Here is a 23,915-nt window from a genome sequence, read left to right as displayed (position 1 = left end):
AAGCAGCCATGAACACTATGTTGATGTCCGTCAGTGAGCATCTGCTGGGCCCAGGCGGCCTGAGCATTGAGCATTTGCCGGGGGTGTTGGCCGAGTTGGCCGGGCCGGGTATCGATGCGGCGGATCTGTATTTCCAGAGTCAGGTCTCGGAAACCTGGGCGCTAGAGGATGGCATCGTCAAGGAAGGCAGCTTCAACCTCGATCAAGGTGTCGGTGTGCGCGCCCAGTCCGGCGAAAAAACCGGGTTTGCTTACAGCAATGCGATTACCGCCGATGCCCTGAGCCAGGCGGCACGTGCCGCCCGCTCAATCGCCCGCGCCGGGCAAAATGGCCGTGTGCAAGCGTTCAGCAGTCCGTTGCTCAAGCCCCTGTATGCCCAGGACAACCCGCTGGATGTGCTCAGTCGGGCAGAGAAGGTCGAGTTGCTCAAGCGCATCGATGTCGCCACCCGTGCGCTCGATCCGCGGATCAAGCAGGTTACTGTCAGCCTGGCCGGCGTTTGGGACCGCATTCTGGTCGCCGCCAATGATGGCAGCCTGGGCGCGGACGTTCGCCCCCTGGTGCGCTTCAACGTTAGTGTGATCGTTGAACAGAATGGCCGCCGTGAGCGTGGCGGTCATGGTGGTGGTGGGCGCACCGACTACCGCTATTTCCTGGCGCAAACCAGCAACAATGAAGAACGAGCCATGGGCTATGCCCGCGAGGCCTTGCGCCAGGCTCTGGTCAATCTGGAGGCGATTCCAGCACCGGCTGGCAGTATGCCGGTGGTGATGGGCGCTGGCTGGTCCGGCGTACTGCTGCACGAGGCGGTTGGTCATGGCCTGGAAGGTGACTTCAACCGCAAGGGCAGTTCTGCCTACAGCGGCCGAGTGGGCGAACAAGTGGCTTCCAGCCTGTGCACCATTGTCGATGACGGCACCTTGGCCGAGCGTCGTGGCTCGCTGAGTATGGACGATGAAGGCACTCAGACCCAGTGCACCACCTTGATCGAAAACGGCGTGCTCAAGGGCTATATGCAGGACAAGCTGAATGCCCGCCTGATGGGCGTTGCGGCTACCGGTAATGGCCGGCGTGAATCCTATGCGCACCTGCCGATGCCGCGCATGACCAATACCTACATGCTGGCTGGCGAAAGCGATCCGGAAGAAATCATCCGCTCGGTGAAAAAGGGCATCTACTGCGCCAACCTCGGTGGCGGTCAGGTGGATATCACCAGCGGCAAGTTCGTGTTCTCCACCAGTGAGGCCTACCTGATCGAGGACGGCAAGATTACTGCGCCAGTCAAGGGCGCCACGTTGATCGGCAATGGTCCGGAGGCCATGAGCAAGGTGTCGATGGTCGGTAACGACCTGGCGCTGGACAGCGGTGTCGGTACCTGCGGCAAGGATGGTCAATCGGTGCCGGTGGGCGTGGGCCAACCGACCCTGAAAATCGATGCGATTACGGTGGGCGGGACAGGCAGCTAAAGACCGTCGATTGGGTTGCATGTTGTGCAGCCCAATCGATGTGTTGTTTTAGCGCAGACCGCGCTGGGTTTCGTCCAGTTCGCGGATGTATTTGAAGATTTTGCGTGACGCGGCGGGTGCTTTGTTCTGCGCCAGTTCGTGTTGGGCCTGGCGGATCAGCTGGCGCAGGTGTTGGCGGTCGGCGTCGGCATACTCGCCGACGAAGGCTTCCAGGATGTCGTCGTTACCGTTGATCAACCGGTCACGCCAACGCTCCAGGTTGTGAAAGCGCTCGTTGTACTGGCGGGTCGAGGCGTCGAGCTGGTCGAGCAGGGTGAGGATGGCTTCAATGTCCTGATCGCGCATCAGGCGGCCGATAAACTGCACATGGCGCTTTTTTGCCGCGTTGGCGGTGTGCTTGGGCGCTTCGGCCAGCGCGCGGCGCAGCTCGTCGGTCAGCGGCAGCTTGTTCAGCAGGTCGAGTTTCAGGGTTGTCAGGCGTTGCCCCAGATCTTGCAGCGCATGCAGCTCGCGTTTGATCTGGCTTTTGCTCTTCTCGCCGGAGAAGTCGTCAAGGTATTCAGACATGGTGGCGGTCCAGTGGAAAACGCCGACATGATAGCAGCAAGTTTCCAGCTGTAAGCGGATGGCCTGTGTGGCAGCGCTGTACGGCTTATCGTTCAGGAGTGTTTATGAGTGCAGTAGAGAGCGTCGGGCCCCAGGCGGTGCCGCAGTTGCAGGCCCAGGTGGAGCAGATCATTGCCGAGGCTAAAAAGCAGGGCGCGAGTGCTTGCGAGGTGGCCGTATCGGTGGAGCAGGGCCTGTCCACTGCGGTGCGCCAGGGCGAAGTGGAAACGGTCGAGTTCAACCGTGATCAGGGCTTCGGTATCACCCTGTATGTCGGCCAGCGCAAAGGCTCGGCCAGTACCTCTGCCAGCGGTGAAGCGGCTATTCGCGAAACGGTTGCGGCTGCACTGGCGATTGCCAAACATGCCTCCGAGGATGAATGCGCCGGTCTGGCTGATGCGGGGCTGATGGCCCGTGAGCTGCCGCAGCTGGATCTCTACCACGCCTGGTCGATCACCCCTGAGCAGGCCATTGAGCAGGCGCTCAGTTGTGAGGCCGCTGCGTTTGCGGCAGATACTCGGATCAAGAATGCTGACGGCACTACCCTCAACACCCATCAGGGCTGCCGGGTGTATGGCAACAGCCATGGTTTTGTCAGCGGTTACGCCAGCACGCGGCACAGCCTGAGCTGCGTGATGATCGCCGAAGGCGGCGGGCAGATGCAGCGCGATTACTGGTACGACGTTAATCGCCAGGGCGAGCTGCTGGCCGATGCCGGCAGCATTGGCCGGCGCGCCGCGGAACGCGCTGTTAGTCGTTTGGGCGCGCGCCCGGTGCCAACCTGTGAAGTGCCGGTATTGTTCGCTGCCGAGCTGGCGACGGGGTTGTTTGGCAGCTTTCTGGCGGCGATTTCCGGCGGCAATCTGTACCGCAAATCATCGTTTCTTGATGGTGCGCTGGGTCAACAGCTGTTTCCCAGCTGGCTGAAACTCGATGAACGGCCACATATTCCGCGGGCGCTGGGCAGTGCTGCTTTCGATGGCGATGGGTTGGCGACCTATGCCAAGTCCTTTGTCGAACGTGGCGAACTGCTGTCTTATGTATTGGGCACCTATTCCGGACGCAAGCTGGGGATGCCGAGTACGGCCAACGCTGGTGGTGTGCATAACCTGTTCGTCAGCCATGGCGATGAAGATCAGAAGGCGCTGCTCAAGCGCATGGGTCGCGGTCTGCTGGTTACCGAGCTGATGGGGCAAGGGCTGAATATGGTCACCGGCGACTATTCGCGCGGCGCCGGTGGTTACTGGGTGGAGAATGGCGAGATCCAGTTCCCGGTGCAGGAAGTCACCATCGCCGGCAACATGCGCGACATGTTCAAGCAGATTGTGGCCATAGGAAATGATCTGGAGCTGCGCAGCAATATTCGCACTGGCTCGGTGCTGATCGAGCGTATGACCGTCGCGGGTAGCTGATCAGCGGGGATAAAAAAGGGGCCGAGCATTCAGATGTTCGGCCCCTCTGTTTTTGTTGAGGGCTATTCGCCTTCGTCGAAGTAGTTGTTGATCAGCTCGCTGAGGGCCTGCAGCGCTTCGGCATCCTGCTCGCCTTCGGTGTGCAGGTGCACCTGCGTACCTTTACCGGCCGCCAGCATCATCACTGCCATAATGCTTTTGCCATCGACCAGGCTCTCTTGGCTACGGCCGATCTTGACCTGGCAAGGAAAACGCCCGGCGACGCCAACGAACTTGGCGGCGGCGCGGGCGTGCAGACCAAGCTTGTTGATAATGGTGATTTCGCAGGCGGGCATCGCGGCAATTCCTTAACTGAGGTCGCGGTGGCGAGTCTGAACGTTTTTCAGAATGGGCTTGAGCGTTTCACCCAGGCGGTTGGCCAGATATACCGAGCGGTGATGCCCGCCGGTGCAGCCAATCGCCACCGTGACATAGGCGCGGTTGCTGGCGGCAAAGCGCGGTAGCCACTTGCTCAGGTAGGCGAGAATGTCCTGGTACATTTCTTCGACATCGGCCTGGGCGGAGAGGTACTCAACCACCGGCTGATCAAGGCCGGAGTAATCGCGTAGATCCGGCTTCCAGTAGGGGTTGGGCAGGCAGCGCACATCGAAGACCAGGTCGGCGTCCACCGGCATGCCACGTTTGAAACCGAAGGACTCGATCAGGAACGCGGTGCCCGGTTCAGGCTGGTTGAGCAGGCGCAGTTTGAGGCTGTCGCGCAGCTGATACAGATTGAGGTGGGTGGTGTCGATTTTCAGGTCGGCCAGGTCGATGATGGGGCCGAGCAGCAGGCTTTCATCGGCAATGGCTTCGGCCAGTGAACGTGTTTCGTTGGTCAGCGGATGACGCCTGCGGGTTTCCGAGAAGCGCTTGAGCAGGGTTTCTTCATCGGCATCCAGATAAAGCACATCGCACTGGATGTGTCGGCCGCGCACTTCATCGAGCAGTTCGGGGAAGCGCTTGAGCTGACTGGGCAGGTTGCGTGCATCAATCGATACAGCAACCAGAGGGTGCAACAGTTCGGTGTGCAGCAACGCGCGCTCTGCAAGCTCAGGCAAGAGCCCGGCCGGCAGGTTGTCGATGCAGTAAAAACCATTGTCCTCAAGTACATCGAGGGCGGTGCTCTTCCCGGAGCCGGAGCGACCGCTAACGATGATCAGGCGCATGCTCAGGCTCGGTTGAGTTGGCTTTGTACGTCCACGACCACCTGATACAGGGCCTCGCTGCTTTCGGCCTGACGCAGGCTGGCGCGCACGTCACTGCGGTCAAGCATGCTGGCGATCTGGCGGAGCAATTCAAGGTGGGCGTCAGTGGCGGCTTCAGGGACCAGCAGGACAAACAGCAGGTCCACGGGGGCGCCGTCAATGGCGTCGAAATCGACTGCTGCGTCCAGGCGTAGCAGAGCGCTGATCGGCGCGTTGCACCCGGCCAGGCGGCAGTGCGGAATGGCAATGCCATTGCCGAAACCGGTCGAGCCGAGTTTCTCGCGGGCGATCAGGCTTTCGAAGATGTCTTGGCCATCCAGGTCAGGCAACTCGCGCGCCACCAGGTTGGCAATCTGTTCGAGAACACGTTTTTTGCTGCCGCCCGGCACGTTCACCAGGGAACGGCCGGGGGTCAGGATGGTTTCAAGTCGGATCATAGGAGATAGACGAGGTCAGCGGGCCATCGCGCCCTGTTGACGTTCGAGCTGTTTTTCCTTGTGTTTGATGAGTTGTCGATCGAGTTTGTCAGTCAGTAGATCGATGGCGGCGTACATGTCGTCATGCTCGGCATTGGCGACCACTTCGCCGCCGGCGATGTGCAGGGTCGCTTCGATTTTCTGCTTGAGCTTCTCGACCTCCATGATGACTTGCACGTTGGTAATCTTGTCGAAGTGGCGCTCCAATCGGCCGAGTTTTTCGGCGATGTAGTCGCGCAGGGCGTCGGTCACATCCAGCTGATGTCCACTGATGTTGACTTGCATACCGCTTTCTCCTTGTTGCCGTGTGTAAGAGACAGGCAAGAGGCCTGCCGCCGGAACACTGTGGCGTGAAAGACTCTGACAGAACGAGTCTGGCACGTGCGCTGATTGCTTAGTGGCAGTATGGCTGCTTTTGCGAAAAGGCGTGGCCGGGAGTGTTCTGTGCAGTGCGATCTGTCTTCCTTCTTTGTGCCGCCTTAGATCAATCGTTTGCGCTCGCTGGAGGGCGCTATTCCGAGGGATTCACGGTACTTGGCGACCGTGCGGCGGGCTACTTGAATGCCCTGTGCCTCCAGTAAACCAGCGATCTTGCTGTCACTCAACGGCTTTTTCGCATTTTCCGCGGCGACCAGTTTTTTGATAATGGCGCGGATCGCAGTGGACGAGCATTCGCCCCCCTCGGAGGTGCTGACGTGGCTGGAAAAGAAATATTTCAGCTCGTAAATACCGCGCGGGGTGTGCATGAATTTCTGCGTGGTCACCCGCGAAATGGTCGACTCGTGCATGCCGACGGCTTCGGCAATATCGTGTAGCACCAGGGGTTTCATTGCTTCATCGCCGTAATCGAGGAAGCCGCGCTGGTGTTCGACGATCTGCGTGGCGACCTTCATCAACGTTTCGTTGCGGCTCTGCAGGCTTTTGATAAACCAGCGGGCTTCTTGCAGCTGGTTGCGCATAAAGGTGTTGTCGGCGCTGGAGTCGGCGCGTTTGACGAAGCCGGCGTATTGCGCGTTGACCCGCAGGCGCGGCATGGCTTCCTGGTTCAGCTCTACCAGCCAGCGTTCGTTGTGCTTGCGCACGATGACATCGGGGACCACATACTCGGGCTCGCTGGACTCGATCTGCGAGCCGGGACGCGGGTTGAGGCTCTGGATCAGTTCGATGACCTGGCGCAGCTCGTCTTCCTTGAGCTTCATGCGGCGCATCAGTTGGCTGTAGTCGCGGCTGCCGAGCAGGTCGAGGTAGTCACTGGCCAGGCGCTGGGCTTCGTTCAGCCAGGGGGTTTTCGCGGGCAGCTGACGCAGTTGCAGAAGCAGGCATTCGCCCAGATTGCGTGCAGCAATACCGGCAGGTTCGAACTGCTGGATGCGGTGCAGGACGGCTTCGACTTCATCGAGCTCGATATCCAGCTCCGGGTCGAAGGCCTCGACCACTTCCTCCAGGGTTTCTTCGAGATAACCCTGCTCGTTGATGCAGTCGATCAGGGTGACGCCGATCAGTCGGTCCTTGTCGGACATCACTGCCAGATTGAGTTGCCAGAGCAGGTGGCTCTGCAGGCTTTCGCCGCTGGAGGTGCGGGTGGTGAAGTCCCACTCGTCGTCCTCACTGGCACTGCTGGGCAGGCTGCTGGCGCTGGTCTGGTAGATGTCTTCCCAGGCGGTATCAACCGGTAGCTCGTTAGGGATGCGTTCACCCCAGTCACCGTCTTCCAGGTTGTCCACGGTCTGTGTGGTTTCCTGGAAGTTGCTCTCCTGGTAGGGCGTTTCTTGCTGTTCGCTGGAGCTGGCGCTTTCGGCGCCATCGGCCATGGGGTCCGAATTGTCGAAATCGTCGCCATCTTCCTGGCGTTCGAGCATCGGGTTGGACTCCAGGGCCTCCTGGATCTCTTGTTGCAGGTCCAGGGTCGACAGTTGGAGTAGGCGGATGGCCTGTTGCAGCTGCGGCGTCATCGTCAGCTGCTGGCCCATCTTCAGGACTAGCGATGGTTTCATTGCAGACCTTATTTACCGGCGTCTATGCGCAATCCACTACAGGGCGGTTTTAAAAAAGCGCCACTAGGAAGCAAATTATATGCCTGAATTTAAAGGTTTTGCCTAGCCTTGGCTGCAGCCGGCCTGAGAAAAGCTGCGGTTACAGCCTGAACTCATGGCCCAGATAGACTTCTTTTACCGTCTGGTTGGCCAGAATGGTTTCAGCATCACCTTCGGCAATCAGTTGACCATCACTGACGATATAGGCGGTTTCGCAGATGTCCAGTGTCTCGCGCACGTTGTGGTCAGTGATCAAAACACCGATACCTTTGGCCTTGAGGTGGTGGATGATCTGCTTGATATCGCCCACGGAAATCGGGTCAACGCCGGCAAAAGGTTCGTCGAGCAGGATGAACTTGGGGTTGGTGGCCAGGGCGCGGGCGATTTCTACCCGGCGACGTTCACCACCGGACAGGCTCATGCCCAGGTTGTCGCGGATGTGAGTGATGTGGAACTCCTGCAGCAACCCCTCAAGCTCCTGCTGGCGTGCGCTGGTGTTGAGGTCTTTGCGGGTTTCCAGAATGGCCATGATGTTGTCGGCCACGCTGAGTTTGCGAAAGATCGAGGCTTCCTGCGGCAGGTAGCCGATACCGGCGCGGGCGCGGCCGTGCATGGGCTGGTGGCTGACATCCAGATCGTCAATCATCACGCGGCCCTGATCGGCCTGAACCAGGCCGACGATCATGTAGAAGCAGGTGGTTTTACCGGCACCATTGGGGCCGAGCAGGCCGACGATCTGGCCGCTGTCGATGTTCAGACTGACGTCGCGCACGACCTGGCGGCCTTTGTAGCTTTTAGCCAGGTGTTGGGCTTTCAATGTGGCCATTATTACTGCGCCTGCTGGTCGGCTGGTTTGTTCTTCGGCTGGATCACCATGTCGATGCGCGGGCGGGGTGCGGTGACATTGCTGCCTGTTGCACGGCCGGCGTTGACGATCTGGCGTTGGGTGTCATAGACGATTTTCTCGCCTTCGAAGGTGTTGCCTTCCTGGATCACCTTGGCCTGATCGATCAGTACCACGCGCTCGTTGGCCATGAAATACTGGATGGTCAGGCCGTAGGCTTTGACGATCTGCTTGTCGGCTGACGGCAGTTGTTCGTAGTAGGCCGGCTTGCCGACTGAGGTGAAGACCTCGACGTCGCCCTGGGCGTTCTGGGTGATGGTCACGGTGTCGCCAGTCACTTTCATGGTGCCCTGGGTGATCACCACGTCGCCGCGATAGACCGCAACGCCCTGCTTGTCATCAAGCTCGGCACTGTCAGCCTGGATGCGGATCGGCTGTTCGCGGTCGGATGGCAGGGCCCAGGCACTGGCACTTCCGAGTGCGGCGCTGAGGCTGAGTAGTAGGGGGAGGGTGTTAACGAGCCTCATGCTGACCTCTTACGTTGGACAGCAGGAGCATCCTGCCGTCATTCATGTACGCTTTCATTCCTTGTGCCGTGGTCACCCCATTGGCCGCGTCGATTCTAACGGCTTGCTGGGTCTGCGCATATTCCTTCTCGGGGAATACGGTCAGGCGGCTGGTGGTGAGAATGGTTGGGCGGCCTTTGGCGTCGGTGCGTTCGACGCGTACCTTGTCGATCAGTTCGACTTCGGTGCCGCCCGGCGAGACCTCGCCGCGTTCGCTGCGGATCTTCCAGGGCAGCTCGCTGCCGCGAAACAGGTTCATGTTCGGGGCGGTCATCAGGGTGATGTCGCTGGCTTTGATATGTTCGACCTTGTCGGCAGTCAACTCATAGTGCAGCTTGCCGTCGGCCTGGTACTGCACGGTATAGGTGTTGCTGGCATAGAAGTCGATGGCGTTATCGGCAGCGGCTGACTGCGGCTGCTGGTTGAAGCCATCCGGGCTGAGGTTCCAGTAGCCGAGCGCCGCAACCAGCAGGGCAGCGCAGGCGAACAGCAGGGTGTTGAGTAATTTGCGGGGCATGACTGGCCTATAGGTAAGCGGCTTGAGCGGCTTCAAGAGTGCCTTGAGCGCGCATAATCAGTTCGCAGAATTCGCGTGCGGCGCCTTCGCCGCCGCGTGCCTGAGTCACGCCATGGGCGTGCTGGCGGACGAAACCATCGGCGCTGGCAACAGCCATACCCAGACCGACGCGGCGCATAACGGGCAGGTCCGGCAGGTCGTCGCCCAGGTAGGCGACTTGCTCATAGCTCAGGCCGAGTTCGCCGAGCAGTTCATCCAGTACGACAAGCTTGTCCTCGCGGCCCTGGTACAGGTGTTGAATGCCCAGATTCTGTGCGCGCCGCTCTACCACTGGGGTTTTGCGGCCACTGATGATGGCGGTGCGTACGCCGGAGTTGATCAGCATCTTGATGCCGTGGCCGTCGAGGGTGTTGAACGTCTTGAATTCACTGCCGTCCACCAGGAAGTACAGCTTGCCGTCGGTCAGTACGCCGTCGACATCGAATACCGCCAGTTTGATTGCGCGGGCGCGCTGCTGCAGGTCGTTCATTACATCACTCCTGCGCGTAACAGGTCGCCAAGGTTGAATGCGCCGGTTGGGTGGTCGCGTTCATCTACCACGACCAGTGCGCTGATTTTGTGGTCTTCCATGATCTTCAGGGCTTCGGCGGCGAGCATGTCGGCGCGAGCGGTCTTGCCGTGCAGGGTCATGACGTCGTCGATGAGTGCGTCGCGTACATCGATGCCTTTATCGAGTGCGCGGCGCAGGTCGCCGTCAGTAAATATTCCGGCCAGGCGGCCATCATCCTCAGTGACTACGGTCATGCCCAGGCCTTTCTGGGTCATTTCCAGCAGTGCATCGCGCAGCGAGGTGCCGCGGCTGACGCGTGGCAGGCTGTCGCCGGTGTGCATGACGTTCTCCACCTTGAGCAACAGGCGACGGCCCAGTGCGCCACCGGGGTGGGAGAACGCAAAATCTTCAGCGGTAAAGCCGCGGGCTTCCAGCAGGGCAATGGCCAGGGCGTCACCCAGTACCAGGGAGGCGGTGGTCGAAGAGGTTGGTGCCAGATTCAGCGGGCAGGCTTCCTGAGCAACGCGTGCATCCAGGTTGACTTCAGCGGCCTTGGCCAGTGGTGAGTCCGGGTTGCCCGTCATGCTGATCAGGGTGATGCCGAGGCGTTTGATCAGCGGCAGCAGGGTAACGATTTCTGCGGTTGAGCCCGAATTGGAAAGCGCCAGTACGACATCGTCGCGGGTGATCATGCCCATGTCGCCGTGGCTGGCTTCTGCCGGGTGCACAAAAAAGGCCGTGGTGCCGGTGCTGGCCAGGGTGGCGGCAATCTTGTTGCCAACATGGCCGGATTTACCCATGCCGACCACGACCACGCGGCCCTTGCTGCTGAGAATCAGCTGGCAGGCACGTACGAAGTCACCGTTGATGCGTTGCAACAGGTCTTGTATCGCCTCGATTTCCAGGCGAATGGTGCGCTGTGCGGACTGAATCAGGTCGGTTGGCTGGCTCATTGAAGCTCGTGGCGGTCGGCTAAAAGTTGTCGATTATAACGGTAATGCTGCGCCTGCCCAGCATTTCGGCAGTGGGTGGGCGGTGGAATTGTGCGGCGCTTATCTCCGGCAACAAGTTCAATCTTGGGTGAGGGCGGGCGCGATGGTATAGTTTGCGGCCATTTTCGGTACGTTCGACGGCGTGTAGTGCCCTTTTCTCGGGAGGCTACGTCAGTCAGGCAAGCGTTGAGCAAGGAGTCCAGATGAGCGCCGAGAACCCGTATGCAGTTGAGCTGAAGAATGTCAGCTTCAAACGCGGCGAGCGGGATATTTTCAAGAATGTCGATATCCACATTCCCCGTGGCAAGGTCACTGGGATCATGGGGCCGTCCGGCTGTGGCAAAACCACTTTGCTGCGTTTGATCGCCGCTGAGCTCAAGCCCAGCGAGGGCGAAGTCTGGGTCAATGGAGTGAACCTGCCAGGCTTGTCGCGCAGTGAGCTGTTCGACATGCGCAAGCAGATGGGGGTGCTGTTTCAGAGCGGTGCGCTGTTTACCGACCTGGATGTTTTCGAGAATGTTGCCTTTCCGCTGCGGGTGCACACCAAGCTGCCGGAAGAGATGATTCGCGACATCGTGCTAATGAAGCTGCAGGCCGTGGGGCTGCGCGGTGCGCTGGACTTGATGCCGGATGAGCTGTCAGGCGGGATGAAGCGTCGCGTGGCCCTGGCACGAGCGATTGCTCTGGATCCGCAAATCCTGATGTATGACGAACCGTTCGTCGGTCAGGATCCAATTGCCATGGGCGTGTTGGTGCGCCTTATCCGCCTGCTCAACGATGCCCTGGGCATCACCAGTATCGTGGTGTCCCATGACTTGGCAGAGACCGCCAGCATCGCTGACTACATCTATGTAGTGGGGGATACCCAGGTGCTGGGGCAGGGTACGCCGGCTGAGCTGATGGCTTCGGATAATCCGCGCGTACGTCAGTTTATGCAGGGCACGCCAGATGGTCCGGTGCCTTTTCACTTTCCTGCGGCCAATTACCGCGACGATCTGCTGGGGGGGCGCTGATGCGCAAGACGTCTGTGCTCGAGCGGGTACGCCTGTTCGGTCGCGCTGGAATCGACGTGGTCGCCACATTGGGTCGTTCGGGCGTTTTCCTGCTGCGCGCCTTGCTGGGGCGTGGCGCTACGGGTAACAGTTTTCAGTTATTGATCAAGCAGCTGTATTCGGTCGGGGTAATGTCCCTGGCGATCATTGTCGTGTCTGGCATCTTTATTGGCATGGTGCTGTCGCTGCAGGGCTTCAGCATCCTGGCCAAGTACGGTTCGGAGCAGGCAGTGGGGCAGATGGTTGCCTTGACGCTATTGCGTGAGCTGGGGCCGGTAGTGACGGCCTTGCTGTTTGCCGGGCGCGCCGGTTCGGCGCTGACTGCGGAAATCGGCAATATGAAGTCCACTGAGCAGCTGTCCAGTCTGGCGATGATTGGCGTTGATCCGCTCAAATACATTGTCGCGCCGCGTCTCTGGGCGGGCTTTATCTCGATGCCGCTGCTGGCAATGATCTTCAGCGTGGTCGGCATCTGGGGTGGGGCCATGGTTGCCGTCGACTGGCTCGGGGTTTATGAGGGCTCGTTCTGGGCCAATATGCAGAGCAGTGTTTCGTTTCGTGAAGACGTGCTCAATGGTGTGATCAAGAGCATGGTCTTTGCGTTTGTCGTGACCTGGATCGCCGTGTTCCAGGGCTATGACTGTGAGCCGACTTCGGAAGGGATTAGTCGTGCCACCACCAAAACGGTGGTGTACGCCTCGCTCGCCGTATTGGGGCTGGACTTCATTCTGACCGCTTTGATGTTTGGAGATTTCTGATGCAGAACCGCACGCTGGAAGTGGGTGTCGGCTTGTTCCTGTTGGCCGGACTGTTGGCCTTTTTGCTACTGGCCTTGCGCGTCAGTGGCCTGACCGTGGGTAGCAGCGATAATACCTACAAGGTCTATGCGCACTTTGACAACATTGCCGGTCTGACTGTGAGGTCCAAGGTGACCATGGCGGGCGTCACGATTGGTAAGGTCACGGCCATCGATCTGGACCGCAACAGTTACATGGGGCGCGTCACCATGCAGCTGGATGATGCCGTAGACAATTTGCCGGCAGATTCCACCGCCTCGATTCTCACTGCTGGTCTGTTGGGTGAGAAATACATCGGAATTAGTGTGGGTGGTGAAGAGGAGGTGCTGCGTGAAGGCAGCACCATCCACGACACGCAGTCATCGCTGGTGCTGGAGGACCTGATTGGCAAGTTCCTGCTCAATTCGGTCAACAAAGACCAGGCTAATTAATAGAGGTACTGACTATGTTCAAAGCACTGCGTAACGGTCTGTTTATCTGTTTGGCCGCCGTATCCCTGCCATTGTTTGCGGCACCGGCCGCCCATGAGGTGGTGCAGCAGACCACCAGCACCCTGCTGGCCGACCTCAAGGCCAACAAAGAGCACTACCGCACCGATCCGGGGGCGTTCTACAGCGCGCTGGACAGCATTCTCGGTCCGGTGGTTGATGTGGATGGCATTTCTCGCGGGGTGATGACCGTGCGTTATTCGCGCCAGGCCACGCCTGAGCAGATGCAGCGCTTTCAGGAAAACTTCAAGCGCAGCCTGATGCAGTTCTATGGCAATGCTCTGCTTGAGTACAACAACCAGGATATCCGCGTGTTGCCGGTCAGCGGTCAGCAAGACCCAGAGCGCACCTCGGTGAATATGGAGATCAAGGACGGCAAGGGCACGGTCTATCCGCTGTCCTACACCATGGTCAGCCAGGACGGCACCTGGAAGATGCGCAACGTGATCATCAATGGCATCAACGTCGGTAAGTTGTTTCGCGACCAGTTTGCCCAGGCCATGCAGGACAATCGCAATGACCTGGACAAGGTCATCGACAATTGGGCCGAAACTGTTGCCAAGGCGCGCCAAGGGGCCAATGCCTCGTGAGTCAGGCGAATATCACTGAGGCCGCCCCCGGTATTCTGCAACTGGTCGGCGTGCTGGATTACCTGAGTGCCCCGGCCTTGCGTGAGCAGGGCGGGAAGCTGCTCAAGGCCAGTCAGTCCGCAGCCTGCGTGATCGATTGCTGTGGTGTGGAAAAGTCCAGCAGTGTCGGTGTGTCGCTGCTACTGGCTTTTATGCGTGACGCCAGTGCCCACAACAAGACGCTGAGCGTGCGTAACCTGCCCAATGACATGCGCGAAATTGCCAGCGTCTGTGGCCTGCTGGAAATTCTTCCGCTACAAGCCTGAGCAGGGCTTCGGTCGGCTGGGAATAATGCGGGGTTCGCAGGCGTGGGGCTTTTTTGTATGATGCTCGGCCCGCGAGCGTCGGCTCGGCAGTCGTTAATTCATGCAGTGATCGAGGTTGAGCATGCAAGCCTTAGAAGTAAAGAGTCTCCTTGAGGCTAAATTGCCGGATACCCAAGTGGAAGTCGAAGGCGAAGGCTGCAATTTTCAGCTGAACCTGATCAGTGATGAGCTGGCAGCACTCAGCCCGGTCAAGCGCCAGCAACAGATCTACGCTCACCTCAATGCCTGGATCGCCGATGGCAGCATCCACGCCGTGAGTATGAAATTCTTCAGCCGTGCCGATTGGGCCGCGCGCTCCTAAACCGAGAGAATCATGGACAAACTGATTATTACCGGCGGTGTGCGCCTCGATGGCGAAATCCGCATTTCCGGGGCGAAGAACTCTGCCCTGCCGATTCTCGCCGCGACCCTGCTCGGTGACGCGCCCGTCACCATCTGCAACCTGCCGCATCTGCACGACATCACCACCATGATCGAGCTGTTCGGTCGCATGGGTATCGAGCCGATCATCGACGAGAAGCTCAGCGTGGAAGTCGACGCGCGCGCGATCAAGACCCTGGTCGCGCCCTACGAACTGGTGAAAACCATGCGTGCCTCGATCCTGGTGCTCGGCCCGATGGTTGCGCGCTTCGGTTATGCCGAAGTGGCCCTGCCGGGTGGTTGTGCCATCGGTTCGCGTCCGGTTGATCTGCACATCCGCGGGCTGGAAGCCATGGGCGCGATCATCGATGTCGAAGCCGGTTACATCAAGGCCAAGGCGCCTGAAGGCGGTCTGCGTGGTGCGCACTTCTTCTTTGACACCGTCAGCGTGACCGGTACTGAAAACATCATGATGGCCGCGACCCTGGCCAAAGGCCGCAGCGTGCTGGAAAACGCCGCGCGCGAGCCAGAGGTGGTCGACCTGGCCAACTGTCTGATCGCCATGGGCGCGAAAATCAGCGGCGCTGGCACCGACACCATCACCATCGATGGCGTTGAACGTCTGCACGGCGCACGCTTTAGCGTAATGCCCGACCGTATTGAAACCGGCACCTACCTGGTGGCTGCGGCTGTTACCGGTGGCCGAGTCAAGGTCAAGGACACCGATCCGACCACCCTGGAAGCGGTGCTGTCCAAGTTGCAGGAAGCCGGTGCAGAAATCACCTGCGGCAACGACTGGATCGAGCTGAACATGCACGGTAAACGGCCGAAAGCCGTCAACCTGCGCACCGCGCCGTACCCGGCGTTCCCCACCGATATGCAGGCACAGTTTATTGCCCTTAACGCCATTGCCGAGGGCACCGGCACGGTGATCGAAACCGTGTTCGAGAACCGCTTTATGCACGTGCATGAAATGATCCGCATGGGCGCGCAGATTCAGGTCGAAGGCAACACCGCCATCGTCACCGGTGCCGACAAGCTCAAGGGCGCCCCCGTGATGGCCACCGACCTGCGTGCTTCGGCCAGTCTGGTGATTTCGGCGCTGGTTGCCGAAGGCGACACCCTGATCGACCGCATCTACCACATCGACCGTGGTTACGAGTGCATCGAAGAGAAGCTGCAGCTTCTGGGTGCCAAAATTCGTCGCGTGCCGGGCTAAGACCATGCTGACCATTGCCCTTTCCAAAGGCCGGATTCTCGATGACACCCTGCCGCTGCTGGCGGCGGCGGGCATTGAACCGACCGAAAACCCGGATAAAAGTCGCAAGCTGATCATCCCCACCACCCTGGATGATGTGCGTCTGCTGATCGTGCGTGCCACCGATGTGCCGACCTATGTCGAACACGGCGCCGCCGATCTCGGCGTGGCTGGTAAGGACGTGCTCATGGAGTACGGTGGCCAGGGGCTGTATGAACCGCTGGATCTGCGAATTGCCCGCTGCAAGCTGATGACCGCTGGTGCCGTCGGTGCGCCCGAGCCGAAAGGCCGGCTGCGCGTCGCCACCAAGTTCGTCAACGTGGCCAAGCGTTATTACGCCGAGCAGGGTCGTCAGGTCGACATCATCAAGCTCTATGGCTCGATGGAACTGGCCCCGCTGGTGGGCCTGGCCGACAAGATCATCGACGTGGTGGATACCGGCAACACCCTGCGTGCCAACGGCCTGGAAGCCCAGGAACTGATTGCCACGATCAGCTCGCGCCTGGTGGTCAACAAGGCTTCGATGAAGATGCAGCATGCGCGCATTCAGGCGTTGATCGACACCCTGCGTGATGCGGTCGAGGCACGACACCCCCGCTAATACCCTCAGCGCGGCATTACGTCGCGTTTGCCTATCCGTGTCATAGCCACTTTTCTCGGGCGTCCATACGGTGGGCTTGGTAGCCTAGCGACGCCCGAGCATTTGCCAATTTAAGAGGCCCGCTATGACCGCTCCTATCGCTATTCGCCGACTCAATGCCGCTGACCAGGACTTTGCCCAGCATCTGGATCATCTGCTGAGCTGGGAAAGTGTCTCGGACGACGCGGTCAACCAGCGCGTGCTGGATATCATCAAGGCCGTGCGTGAGCGCGGCGATGCGGCACTGGTGGAATTCACCAAGCAGTTCGACGGCTTGGATGTCGCTTCGATGGCCGACCTGATTCTGCCGCGCGAGCGCCTGGAACTGGCCCTGACCCGCATCACTCCGGAGCAGCGCAACGCCCTGGAAAAGGCCGCCGAGCGCGTGCGCCTGTACCACGAGCGCCAGCGTCAGGACTCCTGGACCTACACCGAAGCCGACGGCACCGTGCTGGGGCAGAAGGTCACTCCGCTGGATCGCGCCGGTCTGTATGTTCCCGGTGGCAAAGCGTCCTATCCGTCTTCGGTGCTGATGAACGCCATTCCGGCCAAGGTCGCCGGTGTGCCAGAAGTGGTGATGGTGGTGCCGACCCCGCGCGGCGAAATCAACGAGATCGTCCTGGCCGCCGCCTGCATCGCTGGCGTCGATCGCGTATTCACCATCGGCGGCGCCCAGGCCGTGGCCGCGCTGGCCTACGGCACTGAGAGCGTACCGCCGGTGGACAAGATTGTCGGCCCCGGCAATATCTACGTCGCTACCGCCAAGCGCCACGTGTTCGGCAAGGTTGGCATCGACATGATTGCCGGCCCATCGGAAATCCTCGTGGTCTGCGACGGCCAGACCGATCCGGACTGGATCGCCATGGACCTGTTCTCCCAGGCCGAGCACGACGAAGACGCGCAGTCGATCCTGGTCAGCCCGGATGCCGCCTTCCTTGATCGTGTGGCCGCAAGCATCGCCAAGCTGCTGCCAACCCTGGAGCGCGAAAGCATTGCTCGCACCTCCCTTGAAGGCCGCGGCGCGCTGATTCAGGTGGCCGATATGACCCAGGCCATTGAAGTGGCCAACCGCATCGCGCCGGAGCACCTGGAATTGTCGGTGGCGAACCCTGACGAGTACCTGCCGCTGATCCGCCACGCCGGGGCGATCTTTATGGGTCGCTACACCGCTGAAGCCCTGGGCGATTACTGCGCCGGGCCCAACCATGTGCTGCCGACCTCCGGCACCGCGCGTTACTCCTCGCCGCTGGGGGTGTACGACTTCCAGAAGCGCTCGTCGATCATCCATTGTTCGGCCGAGGGCGCGTCGGAGCTGGGCAAGGTCGCCAGCGTGCTGGCCCGCGGCGAGTCGCTGACTGCCCACGCCCGCAGCGCCGAATATCGCATCAAGCCTTAAGTCGAACCCTGTAGGAGCCAGCTTGCTGGCGATGCTTTTGAGAGCGAATCGCCAGATTGCCGGACCACAGCAAGCTGGCTCCTACGCAAAGCAGATCGAATCATTTCGAGGAGAGAGGGCAGATGAGCAAATTCTGGAGCCCCTTCGTTAAAGACCTGGTGCCTTATGTGCCGGGTGAGCAGCCGAAACTGGCCAAGCTGGTCAAGCTCAACACCAATGAGAACCCCTATGGCCCTTCGCCCAAGGCGATTGCTGCCATGCAGGCCGAGGTCAATGACAACCTGCGCCTGTACCCGGATCCGAACAGCGACCGCCTGAAGCAGGCGGTGGCTGACTATTACGGTGTGCAGACCGCTCAGGTATTTGTCGGCAACGGTTCCGACGAGGTGCTGGCACACGCCTTCCACGGTCTGTTCCAGCACGGCCAGCCGCTGCTGTTCCCGGATATCAGCTATAGCTTTTATCCGGTGTATTGCGGGCTGTATGGCATCGACTTCGTGCAGGTGCCGCTGGATGAGCAGTTCCAGATTCGTGTGGAAGACTACGCGCGGCCCAACGGCGGCATCATCTTCCCCAATCCCAATGCGCCGACCGGCTGCGTGCTGGCGTTGGAGGCGATTGAGCGCCTGCTCAAGACCAACCCGGATACAGTGGTGCTGGTCGATGAGGCTTATATCGACTTCGGCGGTGAGACGGCGATCAGCCTAGTGGACAAGTACCCCAACCTGCTGGTCAGCCAGACCCTGTCCAAATCGCGCTCGCTGGCCGGGTTGCGGGTGGGTATCGCGGTCGGCCATCCGGATCTGATCGAAGCGCTGGAGCGGATCAAGAACAGCTTCAACTCCTACCCGCTGGACCGCATGGCGATTGCCGGCGCGACGGCGGCGTTCGAGGATAAGACGTACTTCGAGCAGACGTGCCAGCGGGTAATCGAAAGCCGTGAAACGGTGGTGGCCGGGTTGGAGCAATTGGGCTTTGAGGTGTTGCCGTCGGCAGCGAACTTCGTGTTTGCCCGCCATCCGGACAAGGATGCCGCTACCCTGGCTGCCGGGCTGCGCGAGCAGGGGGTGATCGTGCGTCACTTCAAGCAGCAGCGCATTGCTCAGTTTCTGCGTATCACCATTGGTACGCCGGAGCAGAATCAGGCGCTGCTGGATGCGCTGCAGGGCCTGTAATTCGGCGCCATAAAAAAGCCGGAGCAGTGCTCCGGCTTTTTATTGCCTGCAGGTTTACGCGCGGGTTATTCGTGGTGCGCCTGGCCGAGGAAGGTCAGCGAGGTAAACAGGCCGCGCGTCTCGATATCCTTGTCGCCTTTAACAGGCAGGTCGATGGAGGCGCTGATGATGTTCAGCCCTTCGTTACGTACCAGCACCTGGGCGCGGCCCTCTGCGTCGGTTTTCGCGCTGATCTGATGCGGTGCGCCACGGTAATCGCCGACCAGTTCGACGCCGGCCGCCGGCTTGCCATCCACCAGCACGCGTACTGGTAGGGATTTGCCTGGGCCGACCTTGAGCGGGTCGACTTCGGGCAGGATGACCATCTTCAGCTGATCCAGCTTCGGCAGCTTGGCGCCTTCCTGATAGATCGCCAGGCTGTACTTGAAGGTGTGCAGCGACTTGGTCGAGTTCGGCACCTGGCTGCGGCCTTGATTGATCCACTGCTGGTCCGGCGTCAGCGACCAAGCTCCGTTGTCCAGCGCGACGCCAAGCACCGCCGGGTTTTTCAGCGGTTGCAGGCGGGCGTGGTCCTCCAGGCGCTGAACGGTGACCGGGATCATCTTGCCGGCACTGTCATAGGCCCAGGCGCCGCTGATTTTCTCGGCCTTGAAGGCGTTGTCCTCGGCGCCGTGGCCGTAGATGGTTTCGATATGACCGCGACGCTGTTCGGTCCACAGGCCGTGGGCCTGGACCTGTCCGGCGAGCAGGGCGGCGAACAGCGCAGTGAGCAGGGCAGGTTTGGCTATGTGCATGGTGGGTTCCTTGTTGGTTAGAGATTGAGGGTCAGGCTGAGGCTGAGGTTGCGTGGGTCGCCGGGCATAACCCAGACGTTGTTGAAGGCGCGCTCGTAGTACTCGCGGTCGAACAGGTTGTTGAGGTTCAGGCCGATGCTCAGGTCGTCACTGGCCTGATAGCGCGCCAGCAGGTCGACGGTGCTGTAGGCCGGTAACTCGAAATCGCTGCCGGCTTGCCCCGAGCGATCGCCCACATAGTTGAACGCGGCGCCGATGTCCGAGCCGCGCAGGCGGCCTTGCTGAAACTGATAGACCGTCATCAGACTGCCGCTGTGGCGGGCGACACCGAGTAACTTGCTGCCCACCGGCAGGCTGTTGTCTTCGGTGACCTCGGCATCGATAAAGGCGTAGGCGCCGATGATGCGCACGGCATCGCTGAGCTGACCGCTGAACTGCATATCCAGGCCCTGGCTGCGCGCCTTGCCAGCGGCGATGCTGTCGCCGGGATTGGCCGGGTCGGCGGTCAGCACGTTTTCCTTGTCGATATGAAACAGCGCGATGGTCGCCCCCAGGCGGCTGCCCCACAGGTCGAGCTTGAGCCCGGTTTCATAGCCCAGGCCCTTCTCCGGCTTGAACACCGTACCTCGGCTGCTGATGCTATTGGGCTTGAACGAGGAGGAGGCGTTGGCGAACACCCCGACCTGTGGCGTCAGCTGATACAGAAGGCCCGTGCGGGCGGTGGCGACATCCTTGTTCTGCTCATTGCTGACCCGCGTGCTGCGATTCAGCGCGGTTTGCTCATAGCGTTCGAAGCGCGCGCCAAGCAAACCGCTCAGGCGCTCGCTGAAGCTGATCTGGTCCTGCAGGTTGAGGGCATAGCTCTCGGTATGCTCGAAGAAATCGTTGGGGTTGACGATGGCCGGCTTGGCCTGACCGTACTGCGGTTGGTAGATGTTCTGGCCGTAGCCCAGGGTGGTCGCGCTTTGCGGGTACTTCTGGCTGTTGCGGTAGTTCTCGTATTCCAGCCCGGCGAGAGTCTGGTGCTGCCAGCTGCCGAGGTTGAAGCTGCCGTGCAACTCGGCCTGGGTGATGCTGTCGTTCCATTCGAAGCTGCGCTGGCGATAGAAGCGCGTCAGGGTGTCGCCTACCAGGCGCGACGGCTCGGAACTGTTGCCTTGCAGGCGACCCTGGGCGTAGTGGTTGGCCAGGCGCAGCTTCCAGCTGTCATTGAGGTAATGCTCAAGGCTGACCTGCAGCATCTGGTTGTCGTTGCGGATGCTGCCGTCGTTCGGTTCGCCCATAAACGTGGAGTCTTTCACCGCGCCCATGCGGTTGTTCACCGCCGGGATGCCACGGTCGAACACCGACTCGGTGCGGGTGAACTCGCTTTCGATCAGCAGCAGGGTATCGGGGTTCAGCTGCCAGCTCAGCGACGGGCTGACGATCTGCCGTTCACTGCCAACGTGGTCGCGAAAACTCTGATTGTCCTCCACAGCCAGGTTGACCCGTGAAAGCAGGGTGCCCTCGTCATTCAGTGGGGTGTTGACGTCCAGGCTGCTGCGGTAGCGGTCCCAGCTGCCGGCGCTGGCCTTGAGTTGGCTGAAGGCCTCGGCCTGCGGCTTCTTGCTGACGATATTGATCATGCCGCCTGGGTCGCCCCGGCCATACAGACTGGCAGCCGGGCCTTTGAGTACCTCGATGCGTTCGATGCCGGAGGCGTCCGGCGAGCTGTAACTGCCGCGGTTGATGGCGAAGCCGTTCTTGTACAGTTCGCCGGTGGTGAAACCGCGCACGCTGTAATTGAGGAAGGTCAGGCCGCCAAAGTTGTTTTGCCGGGATACGCCGCCGGCAAAGTCCAGGGCGCGGTCGATACGCGTGGTGCCCAGGTCATCGAGCACCTGCGCGGGCACCACGTTGATGCTCTGGGCGATCTGCTCAATCGGCGTATCGGTGCGCGTCGCGCTGGCCGAGCGGGTGGCGCGATAACCCTGAACCGGACCATCTGCGCGCTCCTGTCGGGCAGTGACGGTAGTGGCAGAGAGCTCAACGGGGTTATCTGCTGCAGCGGCAACAGCGCTGGGAACCAGCAGGCTGGCAAGTAAGGCGTGGGCGGCGCGCAAGGGGAAACATCCTTCTACTGTATTTAATGTAATAACATAACATTAAAGTTGAGAAGGTTTATCGATTGCGATGCACAAATTGAAAATTTTGCGGATTAGCTGCCGTTGACGGGCGGTCTGACGCCGATTTCTGCGGTCAGTTGCAGCGGTTTGCCGTTGCGCAGGATGTCGATGCGGATCTTCTCGCCCGGCTTGGCGCGCGCCACCTGATTCATCGAGCGGCGGCCATCACCGGCGGCTTCACCGTCGATGCTGAGGATCAGATCGCCGGGCTGCAGGCCGGCTTTTTGCGCTGGGCCATTTCGGTAGATGCCGGCCACCACGATACCGGGGCGACCGTCCAGGCCGAAGGATTCCGCCAGGTCCGGAGTCAGTGGTTGTACCTCGATCCCCAGCCAGCCGCGAATCACCTGGCCGTGTTCGATAATCGCCTGCATCACATCCATCGCCAGTTTCACCGGGATGGCAAATCCGATGCCTTGCGAGCCGCCCGACTTGGAGAAGATCGCGGTGTTGATACCCACCAGGTTGCCGTAGGCATCCACCAGCGCGCCGCCGGAGTTGCCGGGGTTGATCGCCGCGTCAGTCTGGATGAAATCCTCGTAGGTGTTGAGGCCCAGCTGGTTGCGCCCGGTGGCGCTGATGATGCCCATGGTCACGGTCTGGCCGACGCCGAAGGGGTTGCCGATGGCCAGGGTCACGTCGCCGATGCGGATATTGTCGGAGCGGCCGAGGGTGATAAACGGCAGGTCCGGCAGGTCGATCTTCAGCACCGCGAGGTCGGTTTCCGGGTCGCTGCCAATGATGCGAGCCAGGGTTTCGCGGCCATCCTTCAAGGCCACGACGATCTGATCAGCACCGGCGACCACATGGTTATTGGTCAGCAGGTAGCCTTCCGGGCTCATGATCACCGCCGAGCCGAGGCTGGACTCCATGCGCCGCTGCTTGGGCAGGTTGTCGCCGAAGAACTTGCGGAACTGCGGGTCCTCGAACAGAGGGTGCGCAGGTTTGTTGACGAATTTGGTGGTGTACAGGTTGGCGACGGCCGGCGAGGCCAGGTTCACTGCATCGGCGTAGGACACCGGGCCTTCCTGCATGCGGCTGTAGAACGGTGCCTGACGCACGTTCACGTCCTGTCCCGGCAAACCGACCCACTGGGGGAAATATTGCATGATCAGCAGTGCCGACAGCACGCCGACCAGCAGGGGCCAGCCGAGGAAACGCAGGGCCTTGAACATCGATCCAATCCTGAGGGTTGCCGGGGGCAGGTGCGCCCCTTAAGGTGCGCCATTATAGAGAGGTGGCTGCGAATAAAGCAGCGCCCGCACACCTGTTGATAAGGAAACACGATGGCCATAGCTCTGGCGACCCTGGTGGAAGAAGCCGACCGCTACCTCAACGCGGCGCGAATCAGTGATTACTGCCCCAATGGCCTGCAGGTCGAGGGTCGGCCGCAGGTGCGACGCATCGTCAGTGGCGTGACCGCCAGCCAGGCGCTGATCGAGGCCGCTGTGGACGCCGACGCCGATGTACTGCTGGTGCACCATGGTTACTTCTGGAAGGGCGAAAACCCCTGTATCACCGGGATGAAGCGTCGTCGCCTGCAAACCCTGCTGGCCAACGACATCAGCCTGCTGGCCTATCACCTGCCACTGGATGTGCACGCCGAAGTGGGCAATAACGTGCAACTGGCCGCGCAGCTGGGCATTACCGTGGAAGGTCCGCTGGAGCCGGAAAATCCACGCACCGTTGGCCTGATCGGCTCGCTGGCCGAGGCCATGAGCCCGCGCGACTTCGCCCACCATGTGCATCAGGTGCTGGGCCGTGAACCACTGCTGGTCGAAGGCGACGCGATGATTCGTCGAGTCGGTTGGTGCACAGGCGGCGGCCAGGGTTATATCGATCAGGCGATTGCCGCTGGGGTTGATCTGTACCTGACCGGCGAAGCGTCCGAGCAGACCTTCCACAGTGCCCGCGAAAATGGCATCAGCTTTATCGCCGCTGGTCATCACGCCACCGAGCGTTATGGTGTACAGGCTTTAGGCGATTACCTGGCGCGGCGTTTTGCCATTGAGCATCTTTTTATCGAATGCCCTAACCCCATATAGGCTGCCATTGCGGCCTTTCCTGCCGGCATAAAGCTAGATCGTTTCGATCTAACTAGGCTCCTGATTAGAAGTGGGTGCTGTGCT

Annotated in this window: 27 protein-coding genes; 13 read left to right on the top strand and 14 right to left on the bottom strand. The window is 60.5% G+C overall.

Translation table 11 applies throughout. From position 1 onward, the window contains the following. The first annotated feature begins 8 nt into the window (after nt 1-8). Nucleotides 9-1,466: a metalloprotease TldD gene (tldD, locus tag ACOCLD_RS18775; protein WP_257777711.1), complete on the top strand. Its 1,458-nt coding sequence runs from the start codon at nt 9-11 to the stop codon at nt 1,464-1,466. Nucleotides 1,467-1,514: 48 nt separating this feature from the next. Here tldD and yjgA read toward each other — a convergent pair whose 3' ends face one another. Continuing rightward, nucleotides 1,515-2,033, bottom strand: coding sequence for a ribosome biogenesis factor YjgA (gene yjgA / locus ACOCLD_RS18770; protein WP_422910253.1), 519 nt, complete (start codon nt 2,031-2,033; stop codon nt 1,515-1,517). Between the two features lie 104 nt (nt 2,034-2,137). Between yjgA and pmbA the strand changes: the two genes are divergently transcribed. Continuing rightward, entirely contained in the window at nt 2,138-3,484 is a 1,347-nt protein-coding gene (pmbA, locus tag ACOCLD_RS18765; RefSeq protein WP_422910252.1) for a metalloprotease PmbA, read from the top strand. A 62-nt stretch (nt 3,485-3,546) separates the two neighbouring features. On the opposite strand, the gene ACOCLD_RS18760 is transcribed toward pmbA, so the two are convergent. The 10 genes from ACOCLD_RS18760 to ACOCLD_RS18715 all read right to left on the bottom strand — a co-directional run bounded on the left by ACOCLD_RS18760 (nt 3,547) and on the right by ACOCLD_RS18715 (nt 10,667). After that, nucleotides 3,547-3,819, bottom strand: a complete 273-nt coding sequence (locus ACOCLD_RS18760) for an HPr family phosphocarrier protein (protein WP_257777708.1) — start codon at nt 3,817-3,819, stop codon at nt 3,547-3,549. A 12-nt stretch (nt 3,820-3,831) separates the two neighbouring features. Then, nucleotides 3,832-4,689: an RNase adapter RapZ gene (gene rapZ, locus ACOCLD_RS18755; protein ID WP_392540164.1), complete on the bottom strand. Its 858-nt coding sequence runs from the start codon at nt 4,687-4,689 to the stop codon at nt 3,832-3,834. A gap of 2 nt (nt 4,690-4,691) precedes the next feature. Continuing rightward, complete coding sequence (gene ptsN / locus ACOCLD_RS18750; RefSeq protein ID WP_257777706.1) at nt 4,692-5,165, bottom strand: PTS IIA-like nitrogen regulatory protein PtsN; 474 nt, start codon at nt 5,163-5,165, stop codon at nt 4,692-4,694. Between the two features lie 15 nt (nt 5,166-5,180). Continuing rightward, entirely contained in the window at nt 5,181-5,489 is a 309-nt protein-coding gene (hpf, locus tag ACOCLD_RS18745; RefSeq protein ID WP_257777705.1) for a ribosome hibernation-promoting factor, HPF/YfiA family, read from the bottom strand. Nucleotides 5,490-5,683: 194 nt separating this feature from the next. After that, nucleotides 5,684-7,198 (bottom strand): RNA polymerase factor sigma-54, encoded by a 1,515-nt coding sequence (locus ACOCLD_RS18740; protein WP_422910251.1) that lies wholly within the window; start codon nt 7,196-7,198, stop codon nt 5,684-5,686. Between the two features lie 139 nt (nt 7,199-7,337). Beyond that, a complete protein-coding gene (gene lptB / locus ACOCLD_RS18735) occupies nt 7,338-8,063 on the bottom strand; it encodes an LPS export ABC transporter ATP-binding protein (RefSeq protein WP_422910250.1) in 726 nt (241 codons plus the stop codon). Nucleotides 8,064-8,065: 2 nt separating this feature from the next. Then, nucleotides 8,066-8,608 (bottom strand): lipopolysaccharide transport periplasmic protein LptA, encoded by a 543-nt coding sequence (lptA, locus tag ACOCLD_RS18730; protein WP_392540167.1) that lies wholly within the window; start codon nt 8,606-8,608, stop codon nt 8,066-8,068. After that, nucleotides 8,595-9,164, bottom strand: coding sequence for an LPS export ABC transporter periplasmic protein LptC (lptC, locus tag ACOCLD_RS18725; RefSeq protein ID WP_257777701.1), 570 nt, complete (start codon nt 9,162-9,164; stop codon nt 8,595-8,597). The genes lptA and lptC overlap by 14 nt, the downstream gene beginning before the upstream one ends. Nucleotides 9,165-9,171: 7 nt before the next feature. Further along, on the bottom strand, nt 9,172-9,693 hold the full coding sequence (locus ACOCLD_RS18720) for a KdsC family phosphatase (protein ID WP_422910249.1): 522 nt from the start codon (nt 9,691-9,693) through the stop codon (nt 9,172-9,174). Continuing rightward, nucleotides 9,693-10,667 carry a KpsF/GutQ family sugar-phosphate isomerase gene (locus ACOCLD_RS18715; RefSeq protein ID WP_422910248.1) on the bottom strand — a complete coding sequence of 325 codons (975 nt, stop codon included), beginning with the start codon at nt 10,665-10,667 and terminating at the stop codon, nt 9,693-9,695. The genes ACOCLD_RS18720 and ACOCLD_RS18715 overlap by 1 nt, the downstream gene beginning before the upstream one ends. Nucleotides 10,668-10,909: 242 nt before the next feature. Between ACOCLD_RS18715 and ACOCLD_RS18710 the strand changes: the two genes are divergently transcribed. The 10 genes from ACOCLD_RS18710 to hisC all read left to right on the top strand — a co-directional run bounded on the left by ACOCLD_RS18710 (nt 10,910) and on the right by hisC (nt 18,827). Further along, nucleotides 10,910-11,719 carry an ATP-binding cassette domain-containing protein gene (locus tag ACOCLD_RS18710; RefSeq protein WP_233685875.1) on the top strand — a complete coding sequence of 270 codons (810 nt, stop codon included), beginning with the start codon at nt 10,910-10,912 and terminating at the stop codon, nt 11,717-11,719. Further along, the gene (mlaE, locus tag ACOCLD_RS18705) at nt 11,719-12,516 is read left to right on the top strand and encodes a lipid asymmetry maintenance ABC transporter permease subunit MlaE (protein WP_257777698.1); all 798 of its coding nucleotides are present in this window, start codon (nt 11,719-11,721) and stop codon (nt 12,514-12,516) included. The genes ACOCLD_RS18710 and mlaE overlap by 1 nt, the downstream gene beginning before the upstream one ends. Beyond that, nucleotides 12,516-12,986 carry an outer membrane lipid asymmetry maintenance protein MlaD gene (mlaD, locus tag ACOCLD_RS18700; protein WP_257777697.1) on the top strand — a complete coding sequence of 157 codons (471 nt, stop codon included), beginning with the start codon at nt 12,516-12,518 and terminating at the stop codon, nt 12,984-12,986. Before mlaE ends, mlaD begins: the two co-directional genes overlap by 1 nt. Nucleotides 12,987-13,000: 14 nt before the next feature. Further along, nucleotides 13,001-13,633, top strand: a complete 633-nt coding sequence (locus ACOCLD_RS18695; protein ID WP_422910247.1) for an MlaC/ttg2D family ABC transporter substrate-binding protein — start codon at nt 13,001-13,003, stop codon at nt 13,631-13,633. Further along, nucleotides 13,630-13,938 carry an STAS domain-containing protein gene (locus ACOCLD_RS18690; RefSeq protein ID WP_422910246.1) on the top strand — a complete coding sequence of 103 codons (309 nt, stop codon included), beginning with the start codon at nt 13,630-13,632 and terminating at the stop codon, nt 13,936-13,938. Before ACOCLD_RS18695 ends, ACOCLD_RS18690 begins: the two co-directional genes overlap by 4 nt. A 121-nt stretch (nt 13,939-14,059) precedes the next feature. Continuing rightward, the gene (locus ACOCLD_RS18685; RefSeq protein WP_090255487.1) at nt 14,060-14,299 is read left to right on the top strand and encodes a BolA family protein; all 240 of its coding nucleotides are present in this window, start codon (nt 14,060-14,062) and stop codon (nt 14,297-14,299) included. A 12-nt stretch (nt 14,300-14,311) separates the two neighbouring features. After that, nucleotides 14,312-15,577: a UDP-N-acetylglucosamine 1-carboxyvinyltransferase gene (murA, locus tag ACOCLD_RS18680; protein ID WP_422910245.1), complete on the top strand. Its 1,266-nt coding sequence runs from the start codon at nt 14,312-14,314 to the stop codon at nt 15,575-15,577. A gap of 4 nt (nt 15,578-15,581) precedes the next feature. Then, nucleotides 15,582-16,217, top strand: coding sequence for an ATP phosphoribosyltransferase (gene hisG / locus ACOCLD_RS18675; protein WP_422910244.1), 636 nt, complete (start codon nt 15,582-15,584; stop codon nt 16,215-16,217). A 124-nt stretch (nt 16,218-16,341) separates the two neighbouring features. Further along, nucleotides 16,342-17,652, top strand: a complete 1,311-nt coding sequence (gene hisD / locus ACOCLD_RS18670; protein WP_422910243.1) for a histidinol dehydrogenase — start codon at nt 16,342-16,344, stop codon at nt 17,650-17,652. A gap of 122 nt (nt 17,653-17,774) precedes the next feature. After that, nucleotides 17,775-18,827 carry a histidinol-phosphate transaminase gene (hisC, locus tag ACOCLD_RS18665; RefSeq protein WP_422910242.1) on the top strand — a complete coding sequence of 351 codons (1,053 nt, stop codon included), beginning with the start codon at nt 17,775-17,777 and terminating at the stop codon, nt 18,825-18,827. 65 nt (nt 18,828-18,892) lie between these two features. Here hisC and ACOCLD_RS18660 read toward each other — a convergent pair whose 3' ends face one another. The 3 genes from ACOCLD_RS18660 to algW all read right to left on the bottom strand — a co-directional run bounded on the left by ACOCLD_RS18660 (nt 18,893) and on the right by algW (nt 22,961). Further along, a complete protein-coding gene (locus tag ACOCLD_RS18660) occupies nt 18,893-19,621 on the bottom strand; it encodes a DUF4198 domain-containing protein (RefSeq protein WP_422910241.1) in 729 nt (242 codons plus the stop codon). Between the two features lie 17 nt (nt 19,622-19,638). Further along, on the bottom strand, nt 19,639-21,723 hold the full coding sequence (locus ACOCLD_RS18655; RefSeq protein WP_422910240.1) for a TonB-dependent siderophore receptor: 2,085 nt from the start codon (nt 21,721-21,723) through the stop codon (nt 19,639-19,641). A 95-nt stretch (nt 21,724-21,818) separates the two neighbouring features. Further along, nucleotides 21,819-22,961: a Do family serine endopeptidase AlgW gene (gene algW / locus ACOCLD_RS18650; RefSeq protein ID WP_422910239.1), complete on the bottom strand. Its 1,143-nt coding sequence runs from the start codon at nt 22,959-22,961 to the stop codon at nt 21,819-21,821. 111 nt (nt 22,962-23,072) lie between these two features. Here algW and ACOCLD_RS18645 point away from each other — a divergent pair, with 111 nt between their 5' ends. Next, nucleotides 23,073-23,831: a Nif3-like dinuclear metal center hexameric protein gene (locus ACOCLD_RS18645; RefSeq protein WP_422910238.1), complete on the top strand. Its 759-nt coding sequence runs from the start codon at nt 23,073-23,075 to the stop codon at nt 23,829-23,831. Nucleotides 23,832-23,915 lie beyond the last annotated feature (84 nt).

The organism is Pseudomonas cimarronensis (assembly GCF_049331905.1).
Classification (GTDB): domain Bacteria; phylum Pseudomonadota; class Gammaproteobacteria; order Pseudomonadales; family Pseudomonadaceae; genus Aquipseudomonas.
Note: the sequence above shows the minus strand (reverse complement) of the source record. Positions and strands in the feature narration are given on the sequence as shown.

What these genes read in the sequence shown, in the direction of transcription:
- tldD (WP_257777711.1), top strand. Translation starts at nt 9, where the DNA reads ATGAACACTATGTTGATGTCCGTCAGTGAGCATCTGCTGGGCCCAGGC.
- yjgA (WP_422910253.1), bottom strand. Translation starts at nt 2,033, where the DNA reads ATGTCTGAATACCTTGACGACTTCTCCGGCGAGAAGAGCAAAAGCCAG.
- pmbA (WP_422910252.1), top strand. Translation starts at nt 2,138, where the DNA reads ATGAGTGCAGTAGAGAGCGTCGGGCCCCAGGCGGTGCCGCAGTTGCAG.
- ACOCLD_RS18760 (WP_257777708.1), bottom strand. Translation starts at nt 3,819, where the DNA reads ATGCCCGCCTGCGAAATCACCATTATCAACAAGCTTGGTCTGCACGCC.
- rapZ (WP_392540164.1), bottom strand. Translation starts at nt 4,689, where the DNA reads ATGCGCCTGATCATCGTTAGCGGTCGCTCCGGCTCCGGGAAGAGCACC.
- ptsN (WP_257777706.1), bottom strand. Translation starts at nt 5,165, where the DNA reads ATGATCCGACTTGAAACCATCCTGACCCCCGGCCGTTCCCTGGTGAAC.
- hpf (WP_257777705.1), bottom strand. Translation starts at nt 5,489, where the DNA reads ATGCAAGTCAACATCAGTGGACATCAGCTGGATGTGACCGACGCCCTG.
- ACOCLD_RS18740 (WP_422910251.1), bottom strand. Translation starts at nt 7,198, where the DNA reads ATGAAACCATCGCTAGTCCTGAAGATGGGCCAGCAGCTGACGATGACG.
- lptB (WP_422910250.1), bottom strand. Translation starts at nt 8,063, where the DNA reads ATGGCCACATTGAAAGCCCAACACCTGGCTAAAAGCTACAAAGGCCGC.
- lptA (WP_392540167.1), bottom strand. Translation starts at nt 8,608, where the DNA reads ATGAGGCTCGTTAACACCCTCCCCCTACTACTCAGCCTCAGCGCCGCA.
- lptC (WP_257777701.1), bottom strand. Translation starts at nt 9,164, where the DNA reads ATGCCCCGCAAATTACTCAACACCCTGCTGTTCGCCTGCGCTGCCCTG.
- ACOCLD_RS18720 (WP_422910249.1), bottom strand. Translation starts at nt 9,693, where the DNA reads ATGAACGACCTGCAGCAGCGCGCCCGCGCAATCAAACTGGCGGTATTC.
- ACOCLD_RS18715 (WP_422910248.1), bottom strand. Translation starts at nt 10,667, where the DNA reads ATGAGCCAGCCAACCGACCTGATTCAGTCCGCACAGCGCACCATTCGC.
- ACOCLD_RS18710 (WP_233685875.1), top strand. Translation starts at nt 10,910, where the DNA reads ATGAGCGCCGAGAACCCGTATGCAGTTGAGCTGAAGAATGTCAGCTTC.
- mlaE (WP_257777698.1), top strand. Translation starts at nt 11,719, where the DNA reads ATGCGCAAGACGTCTGTGCTCGAGCGGGTACGCCTGTTCGGTCGCGCT.
- mlaD (WP_257777697.1), top strand. Translation starts at nt 12,516, where the DNA reads ATGCAGAACCGCACGCTGGAAGTGGGTGTCGGCTTGTTCCTGTTGGCC.
- ACOCLD_RS18695 (WP_422910247.1), top strand. Translation starts at nt 13,001, where the DNA reads ATGTTCAAAGCACTGCGTAACGGTCTGTTTATCTGTTTGGCCGCCGTA.
- ACOCLD_RS18685 (WP_090255487.1), top strand. Translation starts at nt 14,060, where the DNA reads ATGCAAGCCTTAGAAGTAAAGAGTCTCCTTGAGGCTAAATTGCCGGAT.
- murA (WP_422910245.1), top strand. Translation starts at nt 14,312, where the DNA reads ATGGACAAACTGATTATTACCGGCGGTGTGCGCCTCGATGGCGAAATC.
- hisG (WP_422910244.1), top strand. Translation starts at nt 15,582, where the DNA reads ATGCTGACCATTGCCCTTTCCAAAGGCCGGATTCTCGATGACACCCTG.
- hisD (WP_422910243.1), top strand. Translation starts at nt 16,342, where the DNA reads ATGACCGCTCCTATCGCTATTCGCCGACTCAATGCCGCTGACCAGGAC.
- hisC (WP_422910242.1), top strand. Translation starts at nt 17,775, where the DNA reads ATGAGCAAATTCTGGAGCCCCTTCGTTAAAGACCTGGTGCCTTATGTG.
- ACOCLD_RS18660 (WP_422910241.1), bottom strand. Translation starts at nt 19,621, where the DNA reads ATGCACATAGCCAAACCTGCCCTGCTCACTGCGCTGTTCGCCGCCCTG.
- algW (WP_422910239.1), bottom strand. Translation starts at nt 22,961, where the DNA reads ATGTTCAAGGCCCTGCGTTTCCTCGGCTGGCCCCTGCTGGTCGGCGTG.
- ACOCLD_RS18645 (WP_422910238.1), top strand. Translation starts at nt 23,073, where the DNA reads ATGGCCATAGCTCTGGCGACCCTGGTGGAAGAAGCCGACCGCTACCTC.